Annotated in this window: 34 protein-coding genes; 30 read left to right on the top strand and 4 right to left on the bottom strand. The window is 41.5% G+C overall.

Annotation, left to right across the window (positions count from 1 at the left end; translation table 11 throughout):
• Positions 1–358 precede the first annotated feature (358 nt).
• From rplC to rplQ, 29 genes are all read left to right on the top strand, one after another.
• A complete protein-coding gene (rplC, locus tag FO440_RS01710; protein WP_144246497.1) occupies positions 359–976 on the top strand; it encodes a 50S ribosomal protein L3 in 618 nt (205 codons plus the stop codon).
• 1 nt (position 977) lies between these two features.
• Positions 978–1,607, top strand: coding sequence for a 50S ribosomal protein L4 (rplD, locus tag FO440_RS01705; protein WP_144246496.1), 630 nt, complete (start codon positions 978–980; stop codon positions 1,605–1,607).
• Between the two features lies 1 nt (position 1,608).
• Complete coding sequence (gene rplW / locus FO440_RS01700) at positions 1,609–1,899, top strand: 50S ribosomal protein L23 (RefSeq protein ID WP_144246495.1); 291 nt, start codon at positions 1,609–1,611, stop codon at positions 1,897–1,899.
• An 8-nt stretch (positions 1,900–1,907) separates the two neighbouring features.
• Positions 1,908–2,735: a 50S ribosomal protein L2 gene (rplB, locus tag FO440_RS01695; RefSeq protein WP_144246494.1), complete on the top strand. Its 828-nt coding sequence runs from the start codon at positions 1,908–1,910 to the stop codon at positions 2,733–2,735.
• A 2-nt stretch (positions 2,736–2,737) separates the two neighbouring features.
• Entirely contained in the window at positions 2,738–3,004 is a 267-nt protein-coding gene (gene rpsS, locus FO440_RS01690) for a 30S ribosomal protein S19 (RefSeq protein ID WP_114005430.1), read from the top strand.
• Between the two features lie 3 nt (positions 3,005–3,007).
• Positions 3,008–3,436, top strand: a complete 429-nt coding sequence (rplV, locus tag FO440_RS01685) for a 50S ribosomal protein L22 (RefSeq protein WP_144246493.1) — start codon at positions 3,008–3,010, stop codon at positions 3,434–3,436.
• A 5-nt stretch (positions 3,437–3,441) separates the two neighbouring features.
• Positions 3,442–4,320: a 30S ribosomal protein S3 gene (gene rpsC, locus FO440_RS01680; protein ID WP_144246492.1), complete on the top strand. Its 879-nt coding sequence runs from the start codon at positions 3,442–3,444 to the stop codon at positions 4,318–4,320.
• Positions 4,321–4,367: 47 nt separating this feature from the next.
• Positions 4,368–4,790, top strand: coding sequence for a 50S ribosomal protein L16 (rplP, locus tag FO440_RS01675; RefSeq protein ID WP_144246491.1), 423 nt, complete (start codon positions 4,368–4,370; stop codon positions 4,788–4,790).
• Between the two features lie 87 nt (positions 4,791–4,877).
• On the top strand, positions 4,878–5,087 hold the full coding sequence (gene rpmC / locus FO440_RS01670) for a 50S ribosomal protein L29 (RefSeq protein ID WP_144246490.1): 210 nt from the start codon (positions 4,878–4,880) through the stop codon (positions 5,085–5,087).
• Positions 5,088–5,107: 20 nt separating this feature from the next.
• Positions 5,108–5,362, top strand: a complete 255-nt coding sequence (gene rpsQ, locus FO440_RS01665) for a 30S ribosomal protein S17 (RefSeq protein ID WP_144246489.1) — start codon at positions 5,108–5,110, stop codon at positions 5,360–5,362.
• A 1-nt stretch (position 5,363) separates the two neighbouring features.
• Positions 5,364–5,732 carry a 50S ribosomal protein L14 gene (rplN, locus tag FO440_RS01660; protein WP_073405786.1) on the top strand — a complete coding sequence of 123 codons (369 nt, stop codon included), beginning with the start codon at positions 5,364–5,366 and terminating at the stop codon, positions 5,730–5,732.
• Between the two features lies 1 nt (position 5,733).
• Positions 5,734–6,069: a 50S ribosomal protein L24 gene (gene rplX, locus FO440_RS01655; RefSeq protein WP_144246488.1), complete on the top strand. Its 336-nt coding sequence runs from the start codon at positions 5,734–5,736 to the stop codon at positions 6,067–6,069.
• Positions 6,069–6,638, top strand: a complete 570-nt coding sequence (gene rplE / locus FO440_RS01650; protein WP_144246487.1) for a 50S ribosomal protein L5 — start codon at positions 6,069–6,071, stop codon at positions 6,636–6,638. The genes rplX and rplE overlap by 1 nt, the downstream gene beginning before the upstream one ends.
• Positions 6,631–6,900: a 30S ribosomal protein S14 gene (rpsN, locus tag FO440_RS01645; protein ID WP_144246486.1), complete on the top strand. Its 270-nt coding sequence runs from the start codon at positions 6,631–6,633 to the stop codon at positions 6,898–6,900. The genes rplE and rpsN overlap by 8 nt, the downstream gene beginning before the upstream one ends.
• A 159-nt stretch (positions 6,901–7,059) precedes the next feature.
• The gene (rpsH, locus tag FO440_RS01640; protein ID WP_144246485.1) at positions 7,060–7,458 is read left to right on the top strand and encodes a 30S ribosomal protein S8; all 399 of its coding nucleotides are present in this window, start codon (positions 7,060–7,062) and stop codon (positions 7,456–7,458) included.
• A gap of 19 nt (positions 7,459–7,477) precedes the next feature.
• A complete protein-coding gene (gene rplF, locus FO440_RS01635; protein WP_144246484.1) occupies positions 7,478–8,035 on the top strand; it encodes a 50S ribosomal protein L6 in 558 nt (185 codons plus the stop codon).
• A 5-nt stretch (positions 8,036–8,040) separates the two neighbouring features.
• Positions 8,041–8,397 carry a 50S ribosomal protein L18 gene (rplR, locus tag FO440_RS01630; protein WP_144246483.1) on the top strand — a complete coding sequence of 119 codons (357 nt, stop codon included), beginning with the start codon at positions 8,041–8,043 and terminating at the stop codon, positions 8,395–8,397.
• A gap of 12 nt (positions 8,398–8,409) precedes the next feature.
• Entirely contained in the window at positions 8,410–8,928 is a 519-nt protein-coding gene (gene rpsE / locus FO440_RS01625; protein WP_144246482.1) for a 30S ribosomal protein S5, read from the top strand.
• A gap of 5 nt (positions 8,929–8,933) precedes the next feature.
• Complete coding sequence (gene rpmD / locus FO440_RS01620) at positions 8,934–9,113, top strand: 50S ribosomal protein L30 (protein ID WP_144246481.1); 180 nt, start codon at positions 8,934–8,936, stop codon at positions 9,111–9,113.
• Between the two features lie 4 nt (positions 9,114–9,117).
• Positions 9,118–9,564, top strand: coding sequence for a 50S ribosomal protein L15 (gene rplO, locus FO440_RS01615; RefSeq protein ID WP_144246480.1), 447 nt, complete (start codon positions 9,118–9,120; stop codon positions 9,562–9,564).
• A gap of 7 nt (positions 9,565–9,571) precedes the next feature.
• Positions 9,572–10,912, top strand: a complete 1,341-nt coding sequence (secY, locus tag FO440_RS01610) for a preprotein translocase subunit SecY (RefSeq protein ID WP_144246479.1) — start codon at positions 9,572–9,574, stop codon at positions 10,910–10,912.
• Positions 10,913–10,918: 6 nt separating this feature from the next.
• The gene (gene map / locus FO440_RS01605; protein WP_144246478.1) at positions 10,919–11,707 is read left to right on the top strand and encodes a type I methionyl aminopeptidase; all 789 of its coding nucleotides are present in this window, start codon (positions 10,919–10,921) and stop codon (positions 11,705–11,707) included.
• Between the two features lie 67 nt (positions 11,708–11,774).
• On the top strand, positions 11,775–11,993 hold the full coding sequence (gene infA / locus FO440_RS01600; protein WP_022833270.1) for a translation initiation factor IF-1: 219 nt from the start codon (positions 11,775–11,777) through the stop codon (positions 11,991–11,993).
• 8 nt (positions 11,994–12,001) lie between these two features.
• On the top strand, positions 12,002–12,118 hold the full coding sequence (gene rpmJ / locus FO440_RS01595; protein ID WP_082855993.1) for a 50S ribosomal protein L36: 117 nt from the start codon (positions 12,002–12,004) through the stop codon (positions 12,116–12,118).
• 69 nt (positions 12,119–12,187) lie between these two features.
• Positions 12,188–12,565 carry a 30S ribosomal protein S13 gene (rpsM, locus tag FO440_RS01590; RefSeq protein ID WP_144246477.1) on the top strand — a complete coding sequence of 126 codons (378 nt, stop codon included), beginning with the start codon at positions 12,188–12,190 and terminating at the stop codon, positions 12,563–12,565.
• Positions 12,566–12,702: 137 nt separating this feature from the next.
• A complete protein-coding gene (gene rpsK, locus FO440_RS01585) occupies positions 12,703–13,092 on the top strand; it encodes a 30S ribosomal protein S11 (protein ID WP_144246476.1) in 390 nt (129 codons plus the stop codon).
• 66 nt (positions 13,093–13,158) lie between these two features.
• Entirely contained in the window at positions 13,159–13,767 is a 609-nt protein-coding gene (rpsD, locus tag FO440_RS01580) for a 30S ribosomal protein S4 (RefSeq protein ID WP_144246475.1), read from the top strand.
• Between the two features lie 95 nt (positions 13,768–13,862).
• Positions 13,863–14,855: a DNA-directed RNA polymerase subunit alpha gene (locus tag FO440_RS01575; RefSeq protein ID WP_144246474.1), complete on the top strand. Its 993-nt coding sequence runs from the start codon at positions 13,863–13,865 to the stop codon at positions 14,853–14,855.
• 192 nt (positions 14,856–15,047) lie between these two features.
• A complete protein-coding gene (rplQ, locus tag FO440_RS01570; protein ID WP_144246473.1) occupies positions 15,048–15,671 on the top strand; it encodes a 50S ribosomal protein L17 in 624 nt (207 codons plus the stop codon).
• A gap of 147 nt (positions 15,672–15,818) precedes the next feature.
• On the opposite strand, the gene FO440_RS01565 is transcribed toward rplQ, so the two are convergent.
• On the bottom strand, positions 15,819–16,370 hold the full coding sequence (locus tag FO440_RS01565; protein WP_144246472.1) for a transposase: 552 nt from the start codon (positions 16,368–16,370) through the stop codon (positions 15,819–15,821).
• A 220-nt stretch (positions 16,371–16,590) separates the two neighbouring features.
• Between FO440_RS01565 and dnaK the strand changes: the two genes are divergently transcribed.
• Positions 16,591–18,513: a molecular chaperone DnaK gene (dnaK, locus tag FO440_RS01560; protein WP_144246471.1), complete on the top strand. Its 1,923-nt coding sequence runs from the start codon at positions 16,591–16,593 to the stop codon at positions 18,511–18,513.
• Between the two features lie 106 nt (positions 18,514–18,619).
• On the opposite strand, the gene FO440_RS01555 is transcribed toward dnaK, so the two are convergent.
• The 3 genes from FO440_RS01555 to FO440_RS01545 all read right to left on the bottom strand — a co-directional run bounded on the left by FO440_RS01555 (position 18,620) and on the right by FO440_RS01545 (position 23,178).
• Positions 18,620–20,881 (bottom strand): glycoside hydrolase family 31 protein, encoded by a 2,262-nt coding sequence (locus tag FO440_RS01555; protein ID WP_144246470.1) that lies wholly within the window; start codon positions 20,879–20,881, stop codon positions 18,620–18,622.
• Positions 20,882–21,090: 209 nt separating this feature from the next.
• Positions 21,091–21,993 (bottom strand): nucleotidyltransferase family protein, encoded by a 903-nt coding sequence (locus FO440_RS01550; RefSeq protein ID WP_144246469.1) that lies wholly within the window; start codon positions 21,991–21,993, stop codon positions 21,091–21,093.
• 69 nt (positions 21,994–22,062) lie between these two features.
• Positions 22,063–23,178 (bottom strand): M42 family metallopeptidase, encoded by a 1,116-nt coding sequence (locus tag FO440_RS01545; protein ID WP_144246468.1) that lies wholly within the window; start codon positions 23,176–23,178, stop codon positions 22,063–22,065.
• Positions 23,179–23,214: the final 36 nt, after the last annotated feature.

Raw genomic sequence — 23,214 nt, 5'->3', positions numbered from 1 at the left:
ATATAAAGTTAAGGATATTTATAGATGATCTGATCGGGTTGGCATAAATAAAAGGCATGGATCTTATTTCATCCGCACCTGTACAACACGGTCAATACTCGTATAAAACGAAACACGTTCTCAAACCAGGGGTTTATTGCCTATTTGACATCGTTAATACCCCTAAATATCAACCTATTCTCTCCTGAAACAGCTGTAAAGGGTTATAATAAACGTTGCGTTAAAAATTTATAAAAAAATAACTTGGTAACTATTTGACAATTAAAGTAAAGTTGCTATCTTTGCCGTCCCTTTCGGGGGGAATAATATGCCTTGAACGAAGCCCTACTGCTTCGATGGGCACAAACAACATAAAGAAATGTCAGGAATAATTGGTAAAAAAGTAGGAATGACCAGCATATTCGACGACTCAGGGAAGAACATCCCTTGCACAGTTATCGAAGCTGGCCCTTGCGTAGTAACACAAGTAAGGTCTGTTGATACAGACGGATATGCAGCTGTACAGTTAGCATATGGCGAGAAAAAGGAGAAAAACACTTCTGCCCCGTTAAAAGGCCATTTCCAAAAAGCCGGAACAACCGCAAAACGTAAACTTGTTGAATTCAAAACATTTGAAGACGAAAAAGCTCTTGGTGACACTGTTACCGTTGAGATTTTTGCCGAAGGTGATTTTGTCGATGTAGTTGGCACGTCAAAAGGTAAAGGCTTCCAGGGTGTGGTTAAACGTCATGGTTTTGGTGGTGTGGGTATGCAAACTCACGGTCAGCATAACCGTTTACGTGCTCCGGGTTCATTAGGTGCTTCATCTTGGCCTTCACGTGTATTTAAAGGCATGCGTATGGCAGGTCAAATGGGTAATGAGCGTGTAAAGATTCAAAACTTAGAGGTTTTGAAAGTATACGCAGAGCAAAACCTGTTAGTAGTTAAAGGTTCCATCCCAGGGGCTAAGGGTTCATTCGTTATAGTGGATAAATAAGATGGAAGTTAAAGTATTAAACGTATCAGGTAAAGAAACAGGTGCCAAGGTGCAGCTTCCTGAAGCCATATTCGGTATCGAGCCCAATGACCACGCTATCTACCTTGATGTTAAGCAATTTTTAGCTAACCAACGTCAGGGAACGCATAAAGCAAAACAGCGTAATGAAATTGCAGGTTCAACCCGCAAATTATATAAGCAAAAAGGTACAGGCGGTGCCCGTGCAGGTAGTGTAAAATCACCATTGTTTAATGGTGGTGGCCGTGTATTCGGTCCGCAGCCACGCGATTACAGTTTCAAATTAAACAAGAAACTTAAAACGCTGGCACGTTACTCAGCCTTAACCTATAAAGCTCAAGACAGTAACGTAATAGTTTTGGAAGATTTTAGTTTCGATACTATCAAAACCAAAAGCTACATACAACTGGTTGCAGATTTAAAAGCTACTGATGTTAAGACATTATTAGTATTACCTGCAGCAAATAACAATGTGTATTTATCAAGCAGAAACCTTAAAAAAACAAAGGTTATTACAGTTGACCAAATTAACACTTATGACGTGTTAAACGCTGGTAAGCTGGTGTTAACAACCGGTGCTGTTAAAATTTTGGAGGAAGCATTAGCTAAGTAATATGGAAATTTTAAGAAAACCCTTACTTACTGAAAAAGTAACTCAGTTAACAGAAAAGCTAAATCGTTATGCTTTTATTGTTGACCCGAGAGCTAACAAAATTCAGATCAAAACAGCAATCGAAGCCATGTATGGCGTTAACATCACTGCTGTTAATACAATGAGATACGTAGGTAAACTGAAAAGTCGTAACACTAAAGCTGGTCCTGTTTCAGGCCGTGCAGCTACAGTAAAGAAAGCGATCATCACGTTGAAGGACGGTGAAACAATAGATTTTTATAGCAATATATAAATAGAGAGATGGCAGTAAAAAGATTTAGACCCGTTACGCCGGGTACCCGTTTCAGGGTTGGTGCTGATAACTCGGACATTACTACAAACGTTCCTGAAAAATCGTTGGTAGTATCGGTTAACACCAGATCAGGCGGTCGTAACCATAGCGGTAAAATGACTATGCGCTACCTGGGTGGTGGCCATAAACAAGCATACAGGCTTATTGACTTTAAACGCAATAAGTTTGACATCCCTGCAAAAGTTGCTACTATTGAGTATGATCCTAACCGTTCTGCACGTATAGCGTTGCTACACTTTGCTGATGGCGAGAAAAGATATATGATCGCTCCGGAAGGTTTAACTGTAGGCATGACAGTATTGTCAGGCGAAGCAGTTGCTCCTGAAGTGGGTAACACCATGCAATTGAAATCAATACCATTGGGTTCTATCATTCATAACATTGAATTGAACCCTGGTCAAGGCGGTATCATTGCACGTTCTGCCGGTACTTATGCGCAACTTGCGGCACGCGACGGTAAATATGCCGTTATCAAATTGCCTTCAGGCGAAACCCGTATGATCCTTGCTACTTGTTTAGCAACTATCGGTACAGTTTCAAATGGCGAGAAGCAAAACGAAGTATTAGGTAAAGCCGGCCGCAAGCGCTGGTTAGGCCGCAGGCCAAGAGTTCGTGGTGTAGCCATGAACCCGGTAGATCACCCTATGGGTGGTGGTGAGGGTAGAGCCTCAGGTGGTCATCCACGTTCACGTAAAGGTTTATTGGCTAAAGGCTACAAAACCCGTGACAAGAAAAAAGGGTCTGATCGTTATATCATTGAAAGAAGGAAGAAATAATAATGGCACGTTCAATTAAAAAAGGACCTTATATTGATCATAACCTTGACAGAAAAGTCTTGGTATTAAATGAATCAAATAAAAAATCGGTTGTAAAAACATGGTCACGTCGTTCCATGATTTCTCCTGATTTCGTTGGTCATACATTCGCGGTACACAACGGTAACAAATTTATACCTGTGTATGTAACAGAAAACATGGTTGGTCACAAGTTGGGAGAATTTGCTCCAACCCGTACATTCCGCGGTCACGCAGAAAAGAAAAAATAAGCAATGGAAGCAACAACTAAAATCAAAAAGTCTGTATTGATCAGACAACGCAAAGAGCAAGAGAAGGCTCAGCAAGGTGGCGCTTCTGTTGCAAAACTGCAGAACTGTCCAACTTCACCACGCAAAATGCGTTTGGTGGTTGACCTTATCCGCGGTGTTGAGGTTGAAAAAGCGTTAAACACTTTGAAATTTTTAAATAAAGAAGCTGCAATTCGTGTGGAGAAGCTTTTGGTATCAGCTATCAAAAACTGGGAAGCTAAGAATGAAGGACAACGTGTTGAAGACAGCGCTTTATTTGTAAAAGAAGTATCAGTAGGCGGTGGTCGTCAAAACAAAAGGATGCGTCCGGCTCCGCAAGGCCGTGGATACCGTATCCGTAAACGTTCAAACCACGTAACGCTAATTGTGGGCAGTAAAAACGATATCAATTAATTACAATGGGACAGAAAGCACATCCAATAGGTAACAGATTAGGAATCATCAGAGGTTGGGATTCTAATTGGTTCGGTGGCAACAACTACTCCGATAAATTAGTTGAAGACGAAAAGATCCGCAAATACTTATCAGCACGTATCAACAAAGGTGGCGTGTCTAAAATAGTTATCGAGCGTACTTTAAAACGCATCACTGTAACTATACACACTGCCCGTCCGGGTATTGTTATAGGTAAAGGTGGTACTGAAGTTGACAAGATCAAAGAAGAGTTGAAAAAACTTACCAAGAAAGAAGTTCAGATCAACATCTTCGAGATCAAACGCCCTGAGCTTGATGCACAATTAGTTGCAGAAGGTATAGCGAAACAACTTGAAGCACGTATCTCTTTCCGCCGTGCCATGAAAACTACAATTGCTTCAACCATGAGAATGGGTGCAGAAGGAATTAAAGTAATGACATCAGGCCGTTTAGGTGGCGCTGAGATGGCACGTAGCGAACAATATAAAGAAGGAAGAATACCATTGCACACTTTCCGTGCAGACATTGACTATGCATTGGCCGAGGCCTTAACTACCTATGGTAAAATAGGTGTTAAAGTTTGGATCTGCAAAGGCGAAGTTTATGGCAAACGCGACCTGTCACCAAACATTGGTGGTACAAGCAGCGCCAGCGGTAAAGGTGGCCGTCCTGAAGGTGCATCCGCAGGCTTTGGTGACCGCAGAGGTGGTAATGAAAGAGGCGGAGAACGTGGTGGCGAGCGCAGAGGCGACCGCAAACCAGGTGGTAACCCTAACAACCGTGGCGGCGGTAATCGCCCGGGCGGACAAGGTGGCCCTAACAGAGGTGGTGGTAACCGCCCGGGTGGACCATCAAAAAGATAATAACAAGATTTAGATTAAGATATCGTAAGATATAAAAGCGTAAGAAAATGCTACAGCCAAAAAGAACGAAGTTCAGAAAGATGCAAAAAGGCAGAATGAAAGGTTTAGCCACCCGTGGTGCTGAACTGTCATTTGGATCTTTCGGTGTAAAATCACTCGAAGCCGCCTGGATAACCAGCCGCCAGATCGAGTCTGCACGTATCGCTGTAACACGTTACATGAAACGTGAAGGCCAGGTATGGATCAGGATATTCCCTGATAAACCCGTAACTAAAAAACCTGCAGAGGTACGTATGGGTAAAGGTAAAGGTGCTCCTGAATATTGGGTAGCGGTAGTTCGCCCCGGAAGGATCATTTTTGAAGCAGAAGGCGTGCCTTTGGAAATTGCAAAAGAGGCCCTGCGCCTTGCAGCCCAAAAGTTGCCGGTACAAACAAGATTTGTTGTACGTAAAGATTACGTAGAAGCATAAATAAGTTAGCGGTTTTGAGTTTGCGGTTATCAGTAACAGATAAGTGAGCTTGGAACTAAAAACTCAAACACTAATAGAATAATAGAAATGAAGAACTCAGAAATTACAGGCCTCGCAACTGAAGAGTTGGTTGCAAAAATAGGTGAGGAAAGAGCAAATCTTACCAAGCTAAAATTTGCACACGCGGTTTCAGCGATTGAGAATCCTACCCGTATCACAAAAGTGCGCAAGGATATTGCTCGTTTAAATACTGAATTAACAAAGCGTAAGGCAGCGCAAGCTTCTGAACAGAATTAATTTTTTACGCGTCGAGGAAAATGGAAAGAAATTTAAGAAAAACACGTACCGGCCTGGTAGTTAGCAATAAGATGGAAAAATCTATTGTGGTTGCTGTGGAGCGGAAGGTGAAGCACCCGATCTATGGTAAGTTTATTAAGAAAACTACCAAGTTTATGGCACATGACGAAACTAATACTTGTGGTATTGGTGATACCGTATTGATTATGGAAACTCGTCCGCTGAGCAAGAGCAAGAATTGGAGATTAGTTCAAATTTTAGAAAGAGCTAAATAAGATGGTACAACAGGAATCAAGATTAAATGTAGCTGACAACAGCGGCGCTAAAGAAGTTTTAGTGATCCGTGTGTTAGGCGGTACCGGTAAAAGATATGCCTCAATTGGCGACAAGATTGTAGTAACTGTAAAAAGTGCGCTGCCATCTGGTAACGTTAAAAAAGGAACTGTATCAAAGGCCGTTGTGGTTAGGACCAAAAAAGAGATCCGCAGAAAAGATGGTTCATACATCCGTTTCGACGATAATGCGGCTGTTTTGTTAAACAACCAGGATGAGCCGAGAGGCACACGTATCTTTGGCCCTGTTGCAAGAGAATTGCGTGAGAAACAATTTATGAAAATTGTATCATTAGCACCGGAGGTATTGTAACATGGAAAAGAAAACACAAGCAAAATTAAAGATCCGTAAAGGTGATTTAGTTAAAGTTATAGCCGGCGATTCAAAAGGATCACAAGGTAAAGTAGTTGAAGTAATAGTGGCTAAAAACAGGGCTATTGTTGAAGGTGCTAACATGGTATCAAAACATACCAAACCTAACGCAGCTAACCCTAACGGTGGTATTGTTAAACAAGAAGCAGCTATACACATTTCAAACCTGGCATTGGTTGATCCAAAATCAGGCGTGGCAACACGTGTTGGCCGTAAATTGAATGATGCCGGTAAATTAGTAAGGGTAGCAAAAAAATCAGGGGAGGAAATTAAGTAATGGAATACACACCACGATTAAAATCGAAATATAAAACAGAGATACGCACTAACCTGAAAGATAAATTTCAGTACAAAAGCGTAATGCAAGTTCCAAAACTGGAGAAAATTGCAATTAACCAGGGTGTTGGTGGTGCTACTACCGATAAGAAATTGATCGAGAACACAATCACCGAGTTAACTACCATTACCGGCCAGCAAGCAGTTGCTTCACGCTCTAAGAAAGATATCTCAAACTTTAAATTGCGTAAAAACATGCCTATCGGCGTACGTGTTACTTTACGTGACAATACAATGTATGAGTTTTTAGATCGTTTGATCTCTGTAGCTCTGCCACGTATCCGCGATTTCAAAGGTATCAACGATAAAGGTTTTGACGGAAGAGGTAACTATACTTTAGGTATTACCGAGCAAATTATCTTCCCTGAGATCAATATTGATAAAATTAACAAAATTCAGGGTATGGATATTACCTTTGTAACCTCTGCTACCAACGATGTTGAAGCATTAGAGTTACTTAAGCAATTTGGTTTACCATTTAAAAATCAAACTCCAACTAACAATGGCTAAAGAAGGTGTAAAAGCGCGTGAAGTAAAACGTGCTAAGTTAGTAGCAAAATATGCTGAAAAAAGAGAGGCTTTAAAAGCAGCCGGCGACTTTGCAGCTTTAGATGCTTTACCAAAAGCTTCTTCGCCTGTAAAATTGCACAACCGTTGCAAATTAACAGGCCGCCCTCGTGGTTACATGCGCCAGTTTGGTATTTCACGTGTTACATTCCGTGAAATGGCATTGGCCGGCAAGATCCCGGGAGTAAAGAAAGCAAGCTGGTAAGTTAATATTGAATTTCGGAATTTCAATTTCGAAATTTTTATATTCGCCCCTGCTAAATTCGAAATCGAACATTCGATATTCGAAATAAGAAAAGAATTAACCGATGGAAGGTCGCCCCGAAGGGTCGGGGAAGGAAACCACCATCACAACAAATAAATAATGAATACAGATCCAATCGCAGATTATCTTACCCGTGTAAGAAATGCTATTAAAGCCAACCACAGGGTTGTTGAGATTCCTGCATCTAACTTGAAAAAAGAGATCACTAAGGTTCTTTTTGACAAAGGTTACATTGCAAACTACAAGTTTGAGGAAAATGGTCCGCAAGGCACAATTAAAGTTGCTTTAAAATACCACCCGATCACTAAAATTTCTGCTATCCGTTCAATAGACCGTGTCAGCAGACCTGGTTACAGAAGATATGCAGGCACAGCTAATATGCCACGCGTATTAAATGGTTTAGGTATCGCTATCCTGTCAACTTCTCACGGTGTAATGACCGATAAAGAAGCGCGTCAGCAAAATGTAGGTGGCGAAGTTTTATGCTACGTTTATTAATCAGAGGAGGAATTAAGCAATGTCAAGAGTAGGAAAATCACCAATACCAGTACCGGCAGGCGTTACTATTACTGTATCTGAAGATAATTTAGTTACTGTAAAAGGCCCTAAAGGCGAGCTGCAACAAGCGGTGGATAAAGATATAAAAGTTGTACAGGAAGGTGCTGAACTGTTGGTTCAACGCCCAACTGATCAAAAACGTCATAAAGCATTACACGGTTTATACCGCGCATTGTTAAACAACATGGTTGTTGGCGTAACAACAGGTTACAAAATAGAACAAGAGTTGGTAGGTGTGGGTTACCGCGCAACTAACCAGGGTAATACATTAGATTTAGTGTTGGGTTTCTCTCACCACTATGTATTTGAATTACCAAAAGAAATTAAAGTTTCAACTACTGCTGATAAGGGTAAAAACCCAACTATCATCTTAGAGTCAAACGATAAGCAACTGATTGGCCAGGTGGCAGCGAAAATACGCTCGTTACGTACGCCAGAGCCTTACAAAGGTAAAGGTATCAAGTTTGTTGGCGAAGTATTGAGAAGAAAAGCAGGTAAATCAGCATCTAAAAAATAATCGTCATGGCAGCTAGAGCAAAATTATCAAGAAGAGATAGAATTAAGATGGGGATCAGGAAGCGCCTTTCAGGTTCTTCAACCCGTCCTCGTTTGTCAGTGTACAGAAGCAATAAAGGTATTTATGCGCAGATCATTGACGATGTAACAGGAAAAACTATTGTATCGGCATCATCTTTATCAAAAGAGTTTACTGCTGATGGTACCAAGTCAGATCAATCAGTAGCCGTAGGCAAACTGGTTGCAGAGAAAGCTATTGCAGCAGGTATTAAGGATGTAGTTTTTGACAGGAACGGATACTTGTATCACGGTCGTGTTAAATCACTGGCCGAAGGTGCACGTGAAGGTGGGTTAAACTTTTAATCGAAAAGAGAAATGTCAACAATCAACATAAAAAGAGTAAAAACCAGCGAGATCGAATTAAAAGATCGTTTGGTAAGCATACAGCGTGTAGCCAAAGTAACCAAAGGTGGCCGTACATTCAGTTTTTCTGCCATTGTGGTAGTAGGCGATGAGAACGGTGTTGTAGGTTACGGCTTAGGTAAAGCAAAAGAGGTTACAGAAGCTATTGCAAAAGGTATTGATGATGCTAAAAAGAACTTGGTTAAAGTTCCGATTATCAACAACACTATACCTCATGAGCAAATAGGTAAATTTTCGGGCGGTTTTGTATTCTTAAAACCAGCTGCAAACGGTACCGGTGTAATTGCCGGTGGTGCGATGCGTGCGGTATTAGAGTCTGCAGGTGTACATAACGTACTTGCAAAATCAAAAGGATCATCAAACCCGCACAACGTGGTTAAAGCAACCGTATCTGCATTATCACAATTACGTGATGCGCATACAGTAGCTCAACAACGCGGAATTAGTTTAGGTAAAGTTTTTAACGGATAATTATCATGGCGAAGATCAAAATTACCCAGATTAAGAGCGTGATCGATAGGACCGAGCGCCAAAAAAGAACAGTGCAAGCACTGGGCTTGAAGAAAATTAACCACAGTGTGGAAGTTGAAGCCACTGCGGCTATTATAGGTATGGTTAGAAAAGTTAACCACCTGGTAGCAGTAGAAAATATCTAATATCATGAATTTAAGTAATTTAAAACCTGCAGAAGGTTCAACAAAAAATAGAAAAAGAATTGGTCGTGGTACAGGTTCTGGCCGAGGTGGTACATCAACACGCGGTCATAAAGGTGCCGGCTCACGTTCTGGTACAAGCCGTAAAATAGGCTTTGAAGGTGGCCAAATGCCTTTGCAACGCCGTGTGCCTAAGGTTGGATTTAAAAACCCTAACCGTGTGGAGTATGCCGGTGTTAACCTTGACGTATTGCAAGAGCTAACCGAAAAGCATGCACTTACGACAATTGACTTTGCAACATTAATTCAACATGGTTTAGCGTCAAAAAACGACCTGGTAAAAATATTAGGCCGTGGCGAACTGAAAGCCAAATTGGAAGTTACAGCACATGCATTTACAGCTACTGCGCAAAAAGCTATTGAAGCAGCCGGTGGTACTATAGTTAAGCTATAATATATAAATGAAGAAGTTTTTCACCACATTATCCAATATTTGGAAAATCGAGGATTTAAGAGTGCGTATAACCAACACACTCTTATTTCTTTTAATATATCGTGTAGGTTCTTTCATCCGTTTGCCGGGAGTTAGTGATGCTATCGCATCAAAAGGCAAGGCAGAAGGATTGTTAGGATTACTGAATATGTTTGCAGGAGGTTCGTTTTCACGGGTCTCTATTTTTGCATTAGGTGTTATGCCTTATATCTCTGCATCTATCGTGATGCAGTTGTTGGGTATAGCTGTGCCTTATTTTGCTAAAATGCAAAAAGAGGGTGAAAGCGGTCGTAACAAAATTAACCAGTGGACACGCTATCTTACAATCCTGATCACAGTTGTACAGGCTGCCGCTTACCTTAAATCGCAGGTAACCCCTGATGAGATGTTGCTGGCTAACCCGTTGTTTACAATAATGAACACCTTTGTATTAACAGCAGGTACATTATTTGTAATGTGGTTGGGCGAGAAGATCACAGACAAAGGTATCGGTAACGGTATATCACTGATCATCATGGTAGGTATTATTGCCCAGTTACCGGGTGCATTTGTGGCAGAGTTTCAAAACCGTACAACAGGTAGTGGTGGTTTAATTACATTTATTGTTGAGCTTGTTGCTTTGATAGGTGTGGTTATGTTTACCATATTGATTGTGCAGGGTACACGAAAGATAGCGGTACAATATGCTAAACGTATAGTAGGTAACAAACAATACGGTGGCGTACGCCAGTACATCCCTTTAAAGGTAAATGCTGCGGGTGTAATGCCTATCATTTTTGCCCAGGCATTGATGTTTATACCGGCAACCTTGCAATCGTTTTTCCCTAATGCAAGCTCAAACGGTATTTTGATCATGCTGGCTAACCCTAACTCATGGTTGCATAACCTGTTGTTTGCTTTATTGATCATTGTATTTACATACTTCTATACAGCTATTACTGTTAACGCTAAACAAATGGCCGAGGATATGAAACGCAACAGCGGTTTCATTCCGGGTGTTAAACCGGGCGACGCTACTACCAGCTATATTGATGATGTAATATCAAAGATCACTTTACCTGGTTCAATATTCTTAGCTATCATAGCTATTATACCGGCACTGGTGAGTTTGGTAGGTGTTAATACATTATTTGCAAGGTTTTTTGGTGGTACATCATTGATTATCCTTGTGGGTGTTGTTTTAGATACTTTACAGCAGATAGAAAGCCACTTGTTAATGCGTCATTATGATGGCCTAATGAAAACAGGCAGAATTACTGGCCGTACATCAATACCTGCTGCCGCCGGAACAACGCCGACAGCAATTTAATAAGGAATGTCAAAAATTCATTATAAGTCTGCCGAAGAGATAGAGCTGATTAGAGAAAGTTCATTACTTGTGGCAAAAACACATGGAGAGATAGCCAAAATTATCGCACCGGGAGTAAAGACTATAGAATTAGACAAACTTGCAGAAACTTTTATACGTGATAACGGCGGGATTCCCGCCTTTTTAAACTACGGAGGTTTCCCTTACTCGCTTTGTATTTCTTTAAACGACCAGGTGGTTCACGGTTTTCCGGGAAGCTATGTTTTGAAAGAAGGCGATCTGGTATCTGTTGATTGCGGCGCAATACTGAATAAATACTACGGCGACTCGGCTTTTACTTTTGCCATTGGCGAGGTAAGCGACCAAGTTAAAACATTAATGCGTGTAACGCGCGAGTGCCTTGATCTGGGTATTGAGAAAGCAGTAGTTGGTAACCGCATCGGCGATATTGGCTACGCGGTGCAGGAGCATGCCGAAAAGCATGGTTTTGGCGTAGTGAAAGAACTGGTAGGCCACGGTGTTGGTTTAAAGCTGCATGAAAAGCCCGAAGTGCCAAACTACGGTAAACGCGGATCAGGAATAAAATTAGAGGAAGGAATGGTGATTGCCATTGAGCCGATGATCAATGCAGGACGCGCGGGAGTTAAGTTTTGGGACGATGGCTGGACGGTATCAACAATTGATCATAAACCATCTGCTCATTATGAGCATACGGTAGCTGTAAAAAAGGGTAAAGCAGATATCCTTTCTTCTTTTTCGTACGTTGATAATGTTTTAAAAGAAAAAATAAATTAATTAAAAATATTTTATTAATTTTGCGTCCCCAATTAGGGGCGGATAATCAAGTAATAATCAGTAAAATATGGCAAAACAATCTTCGATTGAACAAGACGGCACAATTCGGGAAGCGTTATCAAACGCAATGTTCAGGGTTGAGTTGGAAAATGGTCACGAGATTATAGCGCACATATCAGGTAAAATGCGGATGCATTATATCAAGATATTACCTGGTGACAGAGTGAAACTGGAAATGAGCCCTTATGATTTAACAAAGGGTAGAATAACATACAGATATAAATAATAAACGAGATGAAAGTTAGAGCATCCATTAAAAAACGCAGTGTTGATTGCAAGATCATCCGCCGCAACGGGAAACTTTATGTGATCAACAAAAAGAATCCTAAGTTTAAACAGCGTCAGGGATAATTAGAAAAATTGTAAAGATCCGTACAACGGTGGCCCGCCGTTCGGTCTTACTTAAAAAACAAAACAAATATGGCAAGGATATCAGGTATTGATTTACCAAAAAACAAAAGAGGTGAGATAGGTCTTACCTACATTTACGGAATAGGTCGCTCAAAAGCACAAGAGATCTTAACTAAGGCTGGTATTGACTTTAGCACTAAAGTACAAGACTGGAATGATGATCAACTGGCTTCTATCCGTGGTATCATCAATGACGAAGTTAAAGTTGAAGGCGCTTTACGTTCTGAAGTTCAATTGAACATTAAGCGTTTAATGGATATTGGTTGCTACCGTGGTACACGTCACCGTAAAGGTTTGCCGTTACGTGGTCAGCGTACTAAAAACAACTCTCGTACCCGTAAAGGAAAACGTAAGACAGTAGCTAACAAGAAAAAAGCTACTAAATAGTAGTGATTAGTGATTGGAGATTAGAGGTTAGTTAAACCTTCAATTAAAAATCATTAGGAATAAAAAATTAAATCGATTAGTGGGTCCGAACTATTCAATAATTCAGTAATCCATTAAATCAATAATTAAAAGAAAAAATGGCTAAGAGCAAAAAAGTTACCAAAAAGCGTATTGTAGTTGTTGACGCTGTAGGCGAAGCACACATCAACGCAACTTTTAACAATATCATTATCACCCTTACCAATAAAAGCGGACAAGCTGTATCATGGTCGTCTGCAGGTAAAATGGGTTTTAAAGGTTCTAAAAAGAACACTCCTTATGCTGCCGGTCAGGCTGCTGCCGATTGCGGTAAAGCTGCTTATGATTTAGGCTTGCGTAAAGTTGAGGTGTTTGTAAAAGGCCCGGGTTCTGGTCGTGAGTCGGCTATCCGTACTTTGCAAACTACCGGTATTGAGGTAACTACCATAAAAGATATCACACCGCTTCCGCACAACGGATGTCGTCCTTCAAAAAGAAGAAGAGTTTAATTAACAGATTTTTAAAGCTAAGATTCAGCAGCTACAGGCTGCATGATACTTTAAAACACACAAACAATGGCAAGATATACAGGCCCAAAATCAAAAATTGCGCGTAGGTTCCGCGAGCCGATCTTCGGTCCGGATAAAGCGTTAGAAAGAAAAAACTACGCTCCAGGTATGCACGGCGCTTCTAAAAGAAGAGGAAAGCAATCTGAGTACGCGGTACAGTTAATGGAGAAACAAAAAGTTAAATACACTTACGGTGTGTTAGAGCGTCAGTTCGAGAACTTGTTTCACCGTGCTTCTGCTAAAGAAGGCATCACCGGCGAGAACTTATTGAAATTTTTAGAGGCACGTTTAGACAACGCGGTATACCGTTTAGGTATCGCCCCTACACGTTCAGGTGCCCGTCAATTAGTTGGCCACAAACATATCACTGTAAACGGCGAAGTAGTAAATATTGCTTCTTACCAGGTTAAAGCCGGCGACGTTATTGCAGTACGTGAGAAATCAAAAACTTTAGAGGCTATTGCAAACTCTGTAGCAGGCCGCAAAGTAAATAAATATAGCTGGTTAGAATGGGACGCTAATACCTTAACAGGTAAATTCCTTAACTATCCAAACCGTGACGAGATTCCTGAAAACATAAAGGAAAATCTGATCGTCGAGTTATACTCAAAATAATAACGATACTAAGACACAAAATGGTTGGCATATTATGTCAATCATTTTGTGGTTTAAATCAATCCAATTAAGTAAACAATAAACAAAGGATATAAATGGCAATATTAGCATTTCAGAAACCAGACAAGGTTATCATGCAAAAGTCTACTGATTTTGAGGGTACGTTTGAATTTCGTCCGTTAGAACCAGGCTTTGGTGTAACCATTGGTAATGCACTACGTCGTATATTACTTTCATCGCTTGAAGGTTATGCAATTACTTCTGTACGTTTTTCAGGTGTAACGCATGAGTTTTCAACTATAAAAGGGGTTGTTGAAGACGTAACCGAGATCATATTAAACTTAAAACAAGTTAGGTTTAAAAAGACAGGTGAGTCTGGCGACAGTGAAAAAGTTTTCGTGATCATTAATGGTCAGGATACTTTTAATGCTGGTGATATAACCAAGTTCTCAAATAACTTTACAGTTTTAAATCCTGATTTGGTTATCTGCAACATGGATTCATCAGTAACGCTTGAAATCGAATTCACGATCAACAAAGGCCGTGGTTACGTTGCAAGCGAAGAAAATAAAAATCCGGACGCGAATGTTGGTGTAATAGCTATCGACTCTATTTACACACCTATCAAAAACGTAAAATACACTATTGAAAACTATCGTGTAGAGCAAAAAACCGATTACGAGAAATTGGTATTGGATATTGCTACCGATGGTTCTATCCATCCTGAAGACGCGCTGAAAGAAGCTGCTAAGATCCTGATCCAGCACTTTATGTTGTTCAGCGACGAAAACATGATGTTAGAAGCACAGGCTAAAGAAGAAACTAAAGAAGTTGACGAGGAAATTTTACACATGCGTAAGATCCTTAAAACCGAATTGGTTGATCTTGACCTTTCAGTACGTGCATTAAACTGCTTAAAAGCAGCTGATATCCGCAGCTTGGCTGACCTGGTATCATATGACGTAGCAGACATGCTGAAATTCAGAAACTTTGGTAAAAAATCATTGACTGAAATTCAGGACCTGGTTAAATCAAAAGGTTTATCTTTTGGCATGAACTTGTCAAAATTTAAATTAGACGAAGAATAATAGTGATTAGAGGTTAGAGATTAGTTATTAGGACTAATCGCTAACCTCTTTTCATTTTATAAAGAAATAGGTTTGAGAAAGGATAGTGACTAATCTCTAACCTCTAATTAACTAATCACTAATAACGCGTAATTCCGCGGGCTTGACTGAAAAGCCGCCCAACGGTATGCACGTGCCACAACAAACAAAACAATGAGACACGGTAAAAAACACAACCACTTAGGCCGTACCACAAGTCACCGCAAAGCGATGATGGGTAACATGGCAACATCGCTTATCTTACACAAGCGTATCACTACAACTTTAGCAAAAGCAAAAGCACTACGCGTTTACGTAGAGCCTATCCTTACTAAAGGTAAAGATGACACTACACACTCACGTCGTACTGTATTTAGCTACCTGCAAGACAAAGAAGCGGTAACTATCCTGTTCCGCGAAATTGCTGAGAAAATTGCAAGCCGTCCGGGTGGTTATACCCGTATCGTTAAGTTAGAGAACCGTTTAGGCGATAACGCTGAAATGGCTATCATCGAGTTAGTTGATTATAACACTACTTACGGCGCTGATACTGCACAAACTGCTAAGAAATCAACACGTCGTCGTGGTGGTTCTGGTAAAGGCAAAACTGAAGTTGCGGCACCTGCTGCCACCGCTGCGGTAACTCCAGCAGACGAAGTTGCTGTTGCAGAAGCACCGGTTGAAGAAGTTGCAATCGCAGAAGCACCGGTTGCTGAAGCTACAACCGAAGTACCTGCTGCTGAAGAAGCTCCTGAGGCGCCAGCTGCCGACGAAGAAAACGCAGAAAAAGGAGAGTAATCTCTACGACGCAAAGTATTGCGTCGCTACAATATTAAAAACGCCCTGCTCGGTTTGAGTGGGGCGTTTTTTGTTAATATACAAAATGTAGAGACGCAATATTTTGCGTCTCCATGCAAATATTATTAAAACGCAAATATTATATCCTTACAGGTCATATAAATGATCATCAATGTCTCCTTTTAGCAGCCATTGCCCGGGATTGTTAAATATGTATTCGCGAATATTTAAATATTCTTGCTCATTTCTGATAACACGGTCGTGATAACGAGGCTGCCAACTAAATTCCAAATTGTTTTTTGTGGCAAAAGTTTTTACTGATGCTTTAAATCCACGAATAACAGACGCCAAATTCTGACTTTGTATTCCAAACTTATTTATTTCCCATAATTCTTTTTCAGGTTTGTTAATGAACAGGATACCATGGATATGATTTGGCATAATTACAAATTCATCCAATTCAATAAATGCAAAATGATTGGGGATTTCTAGCCAGTTTTTATTCGCTTTTTCACCAATATCAGATAATCGTATAGAAGCAATATTTTGCGTCTCCAAACCATTTTTACAAATATCTCCAAAGTATTTTATACGGTCCTTGGTACAAATAGTAATATAATACAGGCCTTGCGAACCATAATCCCAATTAGATAACCGAGATGATGGTATGCGATATTTACTTTTGAATTTTTCTTCCACTAATGTAAATATGATAAATGTTGAGTGAGGCGCAAAATATTGCGTCTCTACCTCGCGTTTTCTGCCAACCTGTCACCACAATAAGACAGCTTTCTGACTGAAATTGCGTTTCGGCTTTTAGGTTTTGGTATTCTGCCTAAAAAAACTGCCAAATATAAATTGGCACAGGCATTGATAATATGTTGTAAATAAAACAATCAATAAGAAACAATATAATCATATGTCTAAAATAATCGGAATCGACTTAGGAACAACCAACTCCTGCGTAGCTGTAATGGAAGGCAACGAGCCTGTAGTTATAGCAAACAGCGAGGGAAAACGTACTACGCCGTCAGTAGTAGCTTTTATCGACAACGGCGAGCGTAAAGTAGGAGATCCTGCAAAACGTCAGGCTATTACCAATCCTACAAAAACTATTTCATCTATTAAACGCTTTATGGGTAACCAGTTTAACGAGGTTACTAAAGAAGCAGATCGTGTGCCTTACAAAGTGGTAAAAGGCGACAACAATACCCCGCGTGTTGAAATCGGCGATCGTAAATACACCCCGCAAGAGATCTCTGCAATGATCCTTCAAAAAATGAAGAAAACTGCCGAAGACTTTTTGGGTACTGAAGTTACAGAAGCGGTTATTACCGTACCGGCTTATTTTAACGATGCACAACGCCAGGCTACTAAAGAAGCCGGTGAAATTGCAGGTTTAAAAGTACGCCGTATCATTAACGAACCTACTGCTGCTGCGCTGGCTTACGGCCTTGATAAAGCACACAAGGATATGAAAATTGCCGTGTTTGACTGCGGTGGTGGTACGCATGACGTATCTATCCTTGAGTTGGGTGATGGCGTGTTCGAAGTAAAATCAACCGACGGTGATACTCACTTAGGTGGTGATGACTTTGACCAAGTTATCATTGACTGGATGGCAGACGAATTTAAAAGCGACGAAGGTATTGACTTGCGTAAAGACCCAATGGCTTTGCAACGTTTAAAAGAATCTGCAGAGAAAGCGAAGATCGAGTTATCAAGCTCAGCACAAACAGAAATTAACTTACCATATATCACTGCTGCCGACGGTATGCCTAAGCACTTAGTGAAAACTTTAACCCGTGCTAAATTTGAGCAACTGGCTGACAGTTTGATCAAACGTACTATCGAGCCTTGTAAAACTGCTTTGAAAAATGCAGGTTACAGCACTTCAGATATTGACGAAGTTATTTTGGTAGGTGGTTCAACCCGTATCCCTGCTATACAAGAAGCGGTACAAAAATTCTTTGGTAAAGCACCATCAAAAGGTGTTAACCCTGATGAGGTTGTTGCTATCGGTGCAGCTATCCAAGGCGGTGTATTAACCGGCGAAGTTAAAGATGTGTTGTTGTTAGATGTTACCCCGCTTTCATTAGGTATTGAAACTATGGGTGGTGTAATGACCAGATTGATCGAATCAAACACAACCATTCCTACTAAAAAATCAGAAACATTCTCTACCGCGTCTGATAACCAGCCGTCTGTTGAGATCCACATTTTGCAAGGCGAGCGCCCAATGGCATCAGCTAACCGCACCATCGGCCGTTTCCACTTAGACGGAATACCACCTGCACCACGTGGCGTACCACAGGTTGAGGTAACTTTTGATATCGACGCTAACGGTATATTGAACGTGTCTGCAAAAGATAAAGCTACCGGTAAAGAGCAAAAGATCCGTATTGAAGCATCATCAGGTTTAACTGATGCCGAGATCAAAAAGATGAAGGACGAAGCTGAAGCTAATGCTGATGCTGACAAAGCGGCAAAAGAAGAAGTTGAAAAACTAAACAGCGCCGATGCCCTGATCTTCTCGACAGAAAAACAGTTGAAAGAGTATGGTGACAAAATATCAGCTGATAAAAAAGCACCTATTGAAGAAGGTTTAACTAAACTGAAAGCAGCTTATGCTTCTAAAAACCTTGCTGATATAGAAGTTGCGCAAAACGAATTGAACACTGCCTGGACCGCAGCTTCTGAAGAGATGTACAAAGCATCTGCCGAAGCCGGACAACAACAACCAGGTGCTGAGAATCCGTTTGGCGGACAAGGCCAACCAGGTGCAGGTCAGCAAGACCACTCTGACACGGTGACTGATGTTGACTTTGAAGAAGTAAAATAATTTCTCAAATATATATTAGTAGAAAGCCCTGCTTTGATTATCGAAGCAGGGCTTTTTTGTTTTATTGCAACAAGGGCTTCAGGGTGCATTTCGCGCGCTCATAACATTACCAGGCTATGCTAAAAGAGCTATTGCTATTGTTTGTTATTTTGTCCAATGTCGAATCACCAAACCCGTGCCCCACAACCTGAATTTTTGAATACTTAGACTGATAATTGCCTTCAGCCTCGCCAAAAACAATTTCTTTTTTCTGCGGATCAAAGGTTATGGTTCTTTTATGGTAGGCCCGTTTTTGATAGTTATACGTTACCCCGTCATCTTCATAATAAACAAAGCTGCTGGGTTTGTCGCTGTTCCATACGTTTATTAATAAGACCCCGTCACCCGGTTCATTGGTGCTTTGTATAATGTTTTGCATGGGGATAATGGCCCCTGCTTTAATAAATACCGGCAGGTCGGTTAATGGCGCTGGGGTATTCACCACCTGGTTACCGGCAAACTTTTCATCCGAGTTTAAGCGGTACCAATCACCGGCTGGCAAATAAACTTCTGCAGTTTCTGCGGTGCTTATAACGGGGGCAACCAATATGCTATCGCCAAATAAAAATTGGTTCTGGTATTTGATGTCGAATACATTTTCGTCAGTAGTGTAGTCAATAGCCAGTGTACGGCTTAACGGTAACCCGGTTTGGGTAGACTGATAAAAACCCGAATAGATATAGGGCAGCAATTTATAGCGTTGCTCAATATCTTTTTTAATGATCTGCTCATAAGCTTCGCCCCATTGCCATGGCTCGCGCATGCTCATGCCCAGAGCCGCGTGGTTGCGGAACATCGGTGTGTAAACTCCTAACGAGTTCCAGCGCACCATCAATTCAGGCGTAGGGTTGCCCATAAAACCACCGATATCTACACCGATCAATGACATCCCTGTCAGCCCCAAACTGTTCACCAACCGCTGGCCGAACAGCATGTGCTCATCTGTGGCGGCATTATCACCCGTCCACACGGCCGAATAACGCTGTGTGCCGGCATAAGCGGCTCGGGTAAGTATAAACGGACGCTTGTTATTTAAAATGCGTTTAGTGCCATTATAAGTGGCCCGAGCCATTTGCATACCGTAAACGTTGCGGATCTCGGGCATAAAACGTTCGCCAAATTTTACCATCCATGGTATATTTTGCCCCCAGGCGGCAGGCTCGTTCATATCGTTCCAAAAACCTTCAACACCCGGTGCGGACAAAGCTTTAAAAGACGCGCCCCACCATTCGCGCACTTCCTCATTTAAAAAATCAGGGAAGTGGCAGCGGCCGGGCCAAACGCTGCCCGTGTATAATTCGCCGTTGGGGTAGGTGGCAAAATAATGTTTTTCTACGCCCTCTTTATATTCGGCGTAGTTATCATCTATTTTAATGCCGGGGTCCACAATGGTAACCAGCCTAAAATTCATGGCTTTCAATTGATCGATCATCCCTTCGGGATCAGGAAATGTTTTTTTGTTCCAGGTAAAGATCTTGTAGCCGTCCATGTAATCGATATCGCAATACATAACATCGGCAGGGATATTTCGCTCCCTGAATTTTGTAGCTACCTCCAACACCTCTTCTGCGCTCATATAGCTCCAGCGGCATTGCTGGTAACCCAGGCTCCATAGTGGCGGCATTTCCATGCGGCCGGTAAGCCAGGTATAATCCTGCAGGATGTTGCGGATACCCTGCGCACCGAAAAAAAAATAATTCATATCGCCGCCATCGGCGCCGAACCAACTCATTTGCTCATCGGTAGTGGCGCCAAAATCAAAATAGCTTTTATGGGTATTATCAAAAAACAAACCGTAGGTTAAACCACTATGCAGGCCAATAAAAAACGGGAAGGTTTTATAAAGCGGGTCGGTAGTAGGCGTGTGCATGGCGGCATCAGTGTTCCAGTTTACATAGTTGCAGCCGCGGCGATCCAGGTCGCCTGCCTTTTCGCCAAGGCCTATAAATTTTTCATCAGGGTACAGTTTCCGGTAATTGATCACCCGTTCTGCCTGCCAGTTGGTGCCAAAACGCGGGTCGTCTTCGCTTAAAGGTTTGCCATCGGTAGTATAAAAATTAAAGCGCAACGGATATTTGTTAATAACCAGTTTAAGCGCGGGCGTGGTTAACTCGATAGTGTCATGCAGTTTTTGCCAGGTAAACTCATCCTGCGGTTTTTCAATCACGGCAAATGATTCATCAACCGCGCTAAAGTGTTTGCTGATACAAACCCGGATGATGGTAGGGCTGTAAACCATTACACGCGCCTCTGCTTGTTGGGTTTTTATCACTAAAGCGCCGTTTTGTTCGGCTACGGATTCGGCATTACCTAATATTTCTATCTGCATGCTTGTAGAACAAGCGTAATGATTTTTTGGTTTGGGAAAGGTGGTAAATAATATGGCCTGTTCAGGCGTCCACGATTAATCTTGACGCAAGCGTAGACGCTTGCAGGTTTCAATGTTCAAGTGAAGACACTTGAACAGGCGTAGTTATAAAACAACAAAAGCCGCCCAATTAGGCGGCTTTTGTTGTTTTATAATGGAAATCTAAAAAATTATCCCCAAAGGTTAGCCGGATAAGTTCCGTTAGCTACCAGTGCAGAGATGCTTTCCTGTACAATAGGTTTGTCTTCTTTATAAGTTACACCGAACCATTTTGAAGCGGTAGGGATCACTTTAAATGCAGCGGTACCGCTTTTTATTAACTCGTCAGCCACAAGTGGGATGAAAAATTCTGCTTTAGGGTTGCCTTCGTTTGCTTCAACAAAACGTTTAAACATTTCTTCGCTTTGTTTAAATACAGCAGGTGTAAAGCCCCAGAAGTTCATCGATACACGTTTGTCGTTAGGTAGCGGATGCTCGCCTGTTGCGTCTTTATATGCTACGCTGCCATCTTCTTTAAAGTAGACTTCAGTACGCTCGTTCACTTCGGTCATGTTGCCTTTGTCGTCAACCTCGCAAACACCGCGCGATACAGAACCGTAATCAGACAAAGTTTTATCTATCTGGTAACCTACTAGTGAGTATTGGCTGTCAGATGCCTCGGTAGTTAAAAACTGAACCATTTTTTCGAAAGCATCATAACCATAATAGTCATCAGCGTTGATAACGCAAAAAGGCTCATGTACCTGGTTGCGTGCAGCTAATACCGCGTGGGCCGTACCCCATGGTTTTGATCTTTCAATAACTTTATCTATACCAAAAGGCTTAAGGTCATAGCTTTGAAAAACGTAATCGGTTTCAACCCTTCCTTTTAATTTAGGTTCAAATATCCCTTTAAAAGAATCTAAAAACTCTTCGCGGATAATGAAGCTAATTTTGCCAAATCCTGCTTTTATAGCATCATGGATAGAGTAATCGATAATAGTTTCGCCATTGGGGCCAAAGCCATCAATCTGTTTCATGCTGCCATAACGGCTCGCCATGCCGGCTGCTAAAATTAGTAGGGTAGGTTTCATGTTTGTTTTTGAGTGAGTGTTTTATGTTTAAGTATTTGTACCCGTTTAACGTTATAAAGGTAAAAAGGTTTATTTAATATACCTGAAATCCTGTCCTGATTTAATATTCAACAAAGCTTCATAAATCAGGCGGATAACATTGTCTACGTCTTCTTTATGCACCATCTCAACAGTGGTATGCATATAACGCAGGCATAATGAGATCAATGCCGATGGTACGCCATCGTTTGAATAAGCAAAGGCATCGGTATCTGTACCGGTTGACCGTGACGATGCCTGGCGCTGAAAAGGAATGCTTTCTTTTTCGGCAGTATCCATCAACAATTTGTTCAGGTTGTTTTGTACAGCAGGAGCGTATGACACTACCGGCCCGCGGCCGCAAGCCAAGTCGCCCTGGGTGATCTTGCTGATCATTGGGGTCTGAGTATCGTGCGTAACGTCAGTAATAATAGCCACATTTGGTTTAATACGGTGGGCTATCATTTCGGCACCGCGCAGGCCAATTTCTTCCTGCACCGCGTTTACAATATATAAGCCAAAAGGCAATTTCTTTTTATTTTCTTTAAGCAGACGGGCAACTTCGGCAATCATAAAGCCACCAACACGGTTGTCTAACGCGCGGCCGACATAGTAGCGGTCGTTCAGGGTGGTAAACTCATCTTCATAAGTGATCACGCAGCCTACATGTACGCCCAGTTTCTCTACTTCGTCTTTTGAGGTTGCGCCGCAGTCTAAAAAGATATTTTTAAGTGACGGTGCTTCTTCTTTCTCGCCGCCCATACGGGTATGGATAGCAGGCCAGCCAAATACCGCTTTAACTATTCCTTTATCAGTATGGATATTAACACGTTTTGATGGCGCTATCTGGTGATCTGAGCCACCGTTGCGGATCACATAGATCAAACCGTCGCTGGTGATGTAGTTTACAAACCAGGAGATCTCGTCGGCGTGTGCCTCGATAACTACTTTATAATCGGCTTTAGGGTTGATCACCGCTACGGCAGTACCATAATTGTCAATATAATGATCGTCAACATAAGGTTTTATATAATCAAGCCATAACTCCTGGCCCTTCCATTCAAAGCCGGTAGGCGAGGCGTTATTGATATATTTTTCAAGAAAAGACAGCGATTTATCGGTCACTACAGCAACATGCTCTTTTTTATCAGATTTTTTTTTAGACATAGCGTTGTTTTCAAGCCTTATTTAAACGGCCTTTTG

The organism is Mucilaginibacter corticis (assembly GCF_007558865.1).
GTDB classification, from domain to species: Bacteria; Bacteroidota; Bacteroidia; order Sphingobacteriales; family Sphingobacteriaceae; genus Mucilaginibacter; species Mucilaginibacter corticis.
Note: the sequence above shows the minus strand (reverse complement) of the source record. Positions and strands in the feature narration are given on the sequence as shown.

Bases quoted from the DNA above. Each gene is read 5' to 3' on its own strand.
- rplC (WP_144246497.1), top strand. From the start codon at position 359: ATGTCAGGAATAATTGGTAAAAAAGTAGGAATGACCAGCATATTCGAC.
- rplD (WP_144246496.1), top strand. From the start codon at position 978: ATGGAAGTTAAAGTATTAAACGTATCAGGTAAAGAAACAGGTGCCAAG.
- rplW (WP_144246495.1), top strand. From the start codon at position 1,609: ATGGAAATTTTAAGAAAACCCTTACTTACTGAAAAAGTAACTCAGTTA.
- rplB (WP_144246494.1), top strand. From the start codon at position 1,908: ATGGCAGTAAAAAGATTTAGACCCGTTACGCCGGGTACCCGTTTCAGG.
- rpsS (WP_114005430.1), top strand. From the start codon at position 2,738: ATGGCACGTTCAATTAAAAAAGGACCTTATATTGATCATAACCTTGAC.
- rplV (WP_144246493.1), top strand. From the start codon at position 3,008: ATGGAAGCAACAACTAAAATCAAAAAGTCTGTATTGATCAGACAACGC.
- rpsC (WP_144246492.1), top strand. From the start codon at position 3,442: ATGGGACAGAAAGCACATCCAATAGGTAACAGATTAGGAATCATCAGA.
- rplP (WP_144246491.1), top strand. From the start codon at position 4,368: ATGCTACAGCCAAAAAGAACGAAGTTCAGAAAGATGCAAAAAGGCAGA.
- rpmC (WP_144246490.1), top strand. From the start codon at position 4,878: ATGAAGAACTCAGAAATTACAGGCCTCGCAACTGAAGAGTTGGTTGCA.
- rpsQ (WP_144246489.1), top strand. From the start codon at position 5,108: ATGGAAAGAAATTTAAGAAAAACACGTACCGGCCTGGTAGTTAGCAAT.
- rplN (WP_073405786.1), top strand. From the start codon at position 5,364: ATGGTACAACAGGAATCAAGATTAAATGTAGCTGACAACAGCGGCGCT.
- rplX (WP_144246488.1), top strand. From the start codon at position 5,734: ATGGAAAAGAAAACACAAGCAAAATTAAAGATCCGTAAAGGTGATTTA.
- rplE (WP_144246487.1), top strand. From the start codon at position 6,069: ATGGAATACACACCACGATTAAAATCGAAATATAAAACAGAGATACGC.
- rpsN (WP_144246486.1), top strand. From the start codon at position 6,631: ATGGCTAAAGAAGGTGTAAAAGCGCGTGAAGTAAAACGTGCTAAGTTA.
- rpsH (WP_144246485.1), top strand. From the start codon at position 7,060: ATGAATACAGATCCAATCGCAGATTATCTTACCCGTGTAAGAAATGCT.
- rplF (WP_144246484.1), top strand. From the start codon at position 7,478: ATGTCAAGAGTAGGAAAATCACCAATACCAGTACCGGCAGGCGTTACT.
- rplR (WP_144246483.1), top strand. From the start codon at position 8,041: ATGGCAGCTAGAGCAAAATTATCAAGAAGAGATAGAATTAAGATGGGG.
- rpsE (WP_144246482.1), top strand. From the start codon at position 8,410: ATGTCAACAATCAACATAAAAAGAGTAAAAACCAGCGAGATCGAATTA.
- rpmD (WP_144246481.1), top strand. From the start codon at position 8,934: ATGGCGAAGATCAAAATTACCCAGATTAAGAGCGTGATCGATAGGACC.
- rplO (WP_144246480.1), top strand. From the start codon at position 9,118: ATGAATTTAAGTAATTTAAAACCTGCAGAAGGTTCAACAAAAAATAGA.
- secY (WP_144246479.1), top strand. From the start codon at position 9,572: ATGAAGAAGTTTTTCACCACATTATCCAATATTTGGAAAATCGAGGAT.
- map (WP_144246478.1), top strand. From the start codon at position 10,919: ATGTCAAAAATTCATTATAAGTCTGCCGAAGAGATAGAGCTGATTAGA.
- infA (WP_022833270.1), top strand. From the start codon at position 11,775: ATGGCAAAACAATCTTCGATTGAACAAGACGGCACAATTCGGGAAGCG.
- rpmJ (WP_082855993.1), top strand. From the start codon at position 12,002: ATGAAAGTTAGAGCATCCATTAAAAAACGCAGTGTTGATTGCAAGATC.
- rpsM (WP_144246477.1), top strand. From the start codon at position 12,188: ATGGCAAGGATATCAGGTATTGATTTACCAAAAAACAAAAGAGGTGAG.
- rpsK (WP_144246476.1), top strand. From the start codon at position 12,703: ATGGCTAAGAGCAAAAAAGTTACCAAAAAGCGTATTGTAGTTGTTGAC.
- rpsD (WP_144246475.1), top strand. From the start codon at position 13,159: ATGGCAAGATATACAGGCCCAAAATCAAAAATTGCGCGTAGGTTCCGC.
- FO440_RS01575 (WP_144246474.1), top strand. From the start codon at position 13,863: ATGGCAATATTAGCATTTCAGAAACCAGACAAGGTTATCATGCAAAAG.
- rplQ (WP_144246473.1), top strand. From the start codon at position 15,048: ATGAGACACGGTAAAAAACACAACCACTTAGGCCGTACCACAAGTCAC.
- dnaK (WP_144246471.1), top strand. From the start codon at position 16,591: ATGTCTAAAATAATCGGAATCGACTTAGGAACAACCAACTCCTGCGTA.
- FO440_RS01555 (WP_144246470.1), bottom strand. From the start codon at position 20,881: ATGCAGATAGAAATATTAGGTAATGCCGAATCCGTAGCCGAACAAAAC.
- FO440_RS01550 (WP_144246469.1), bottom strand. From the start codon at position 21,993: ATGAAACCTACCCTACTAATTTTAGCAGCCGGCATGGCGAGCCGTTAT.
- FO440_RS01545 (WP_144246468.1), bottom strand. From the start codon at position 23,178: ATGTCTAAAAAAAAATCTGATAAAAAAGAGCATGTTGCTGTAGTGACC.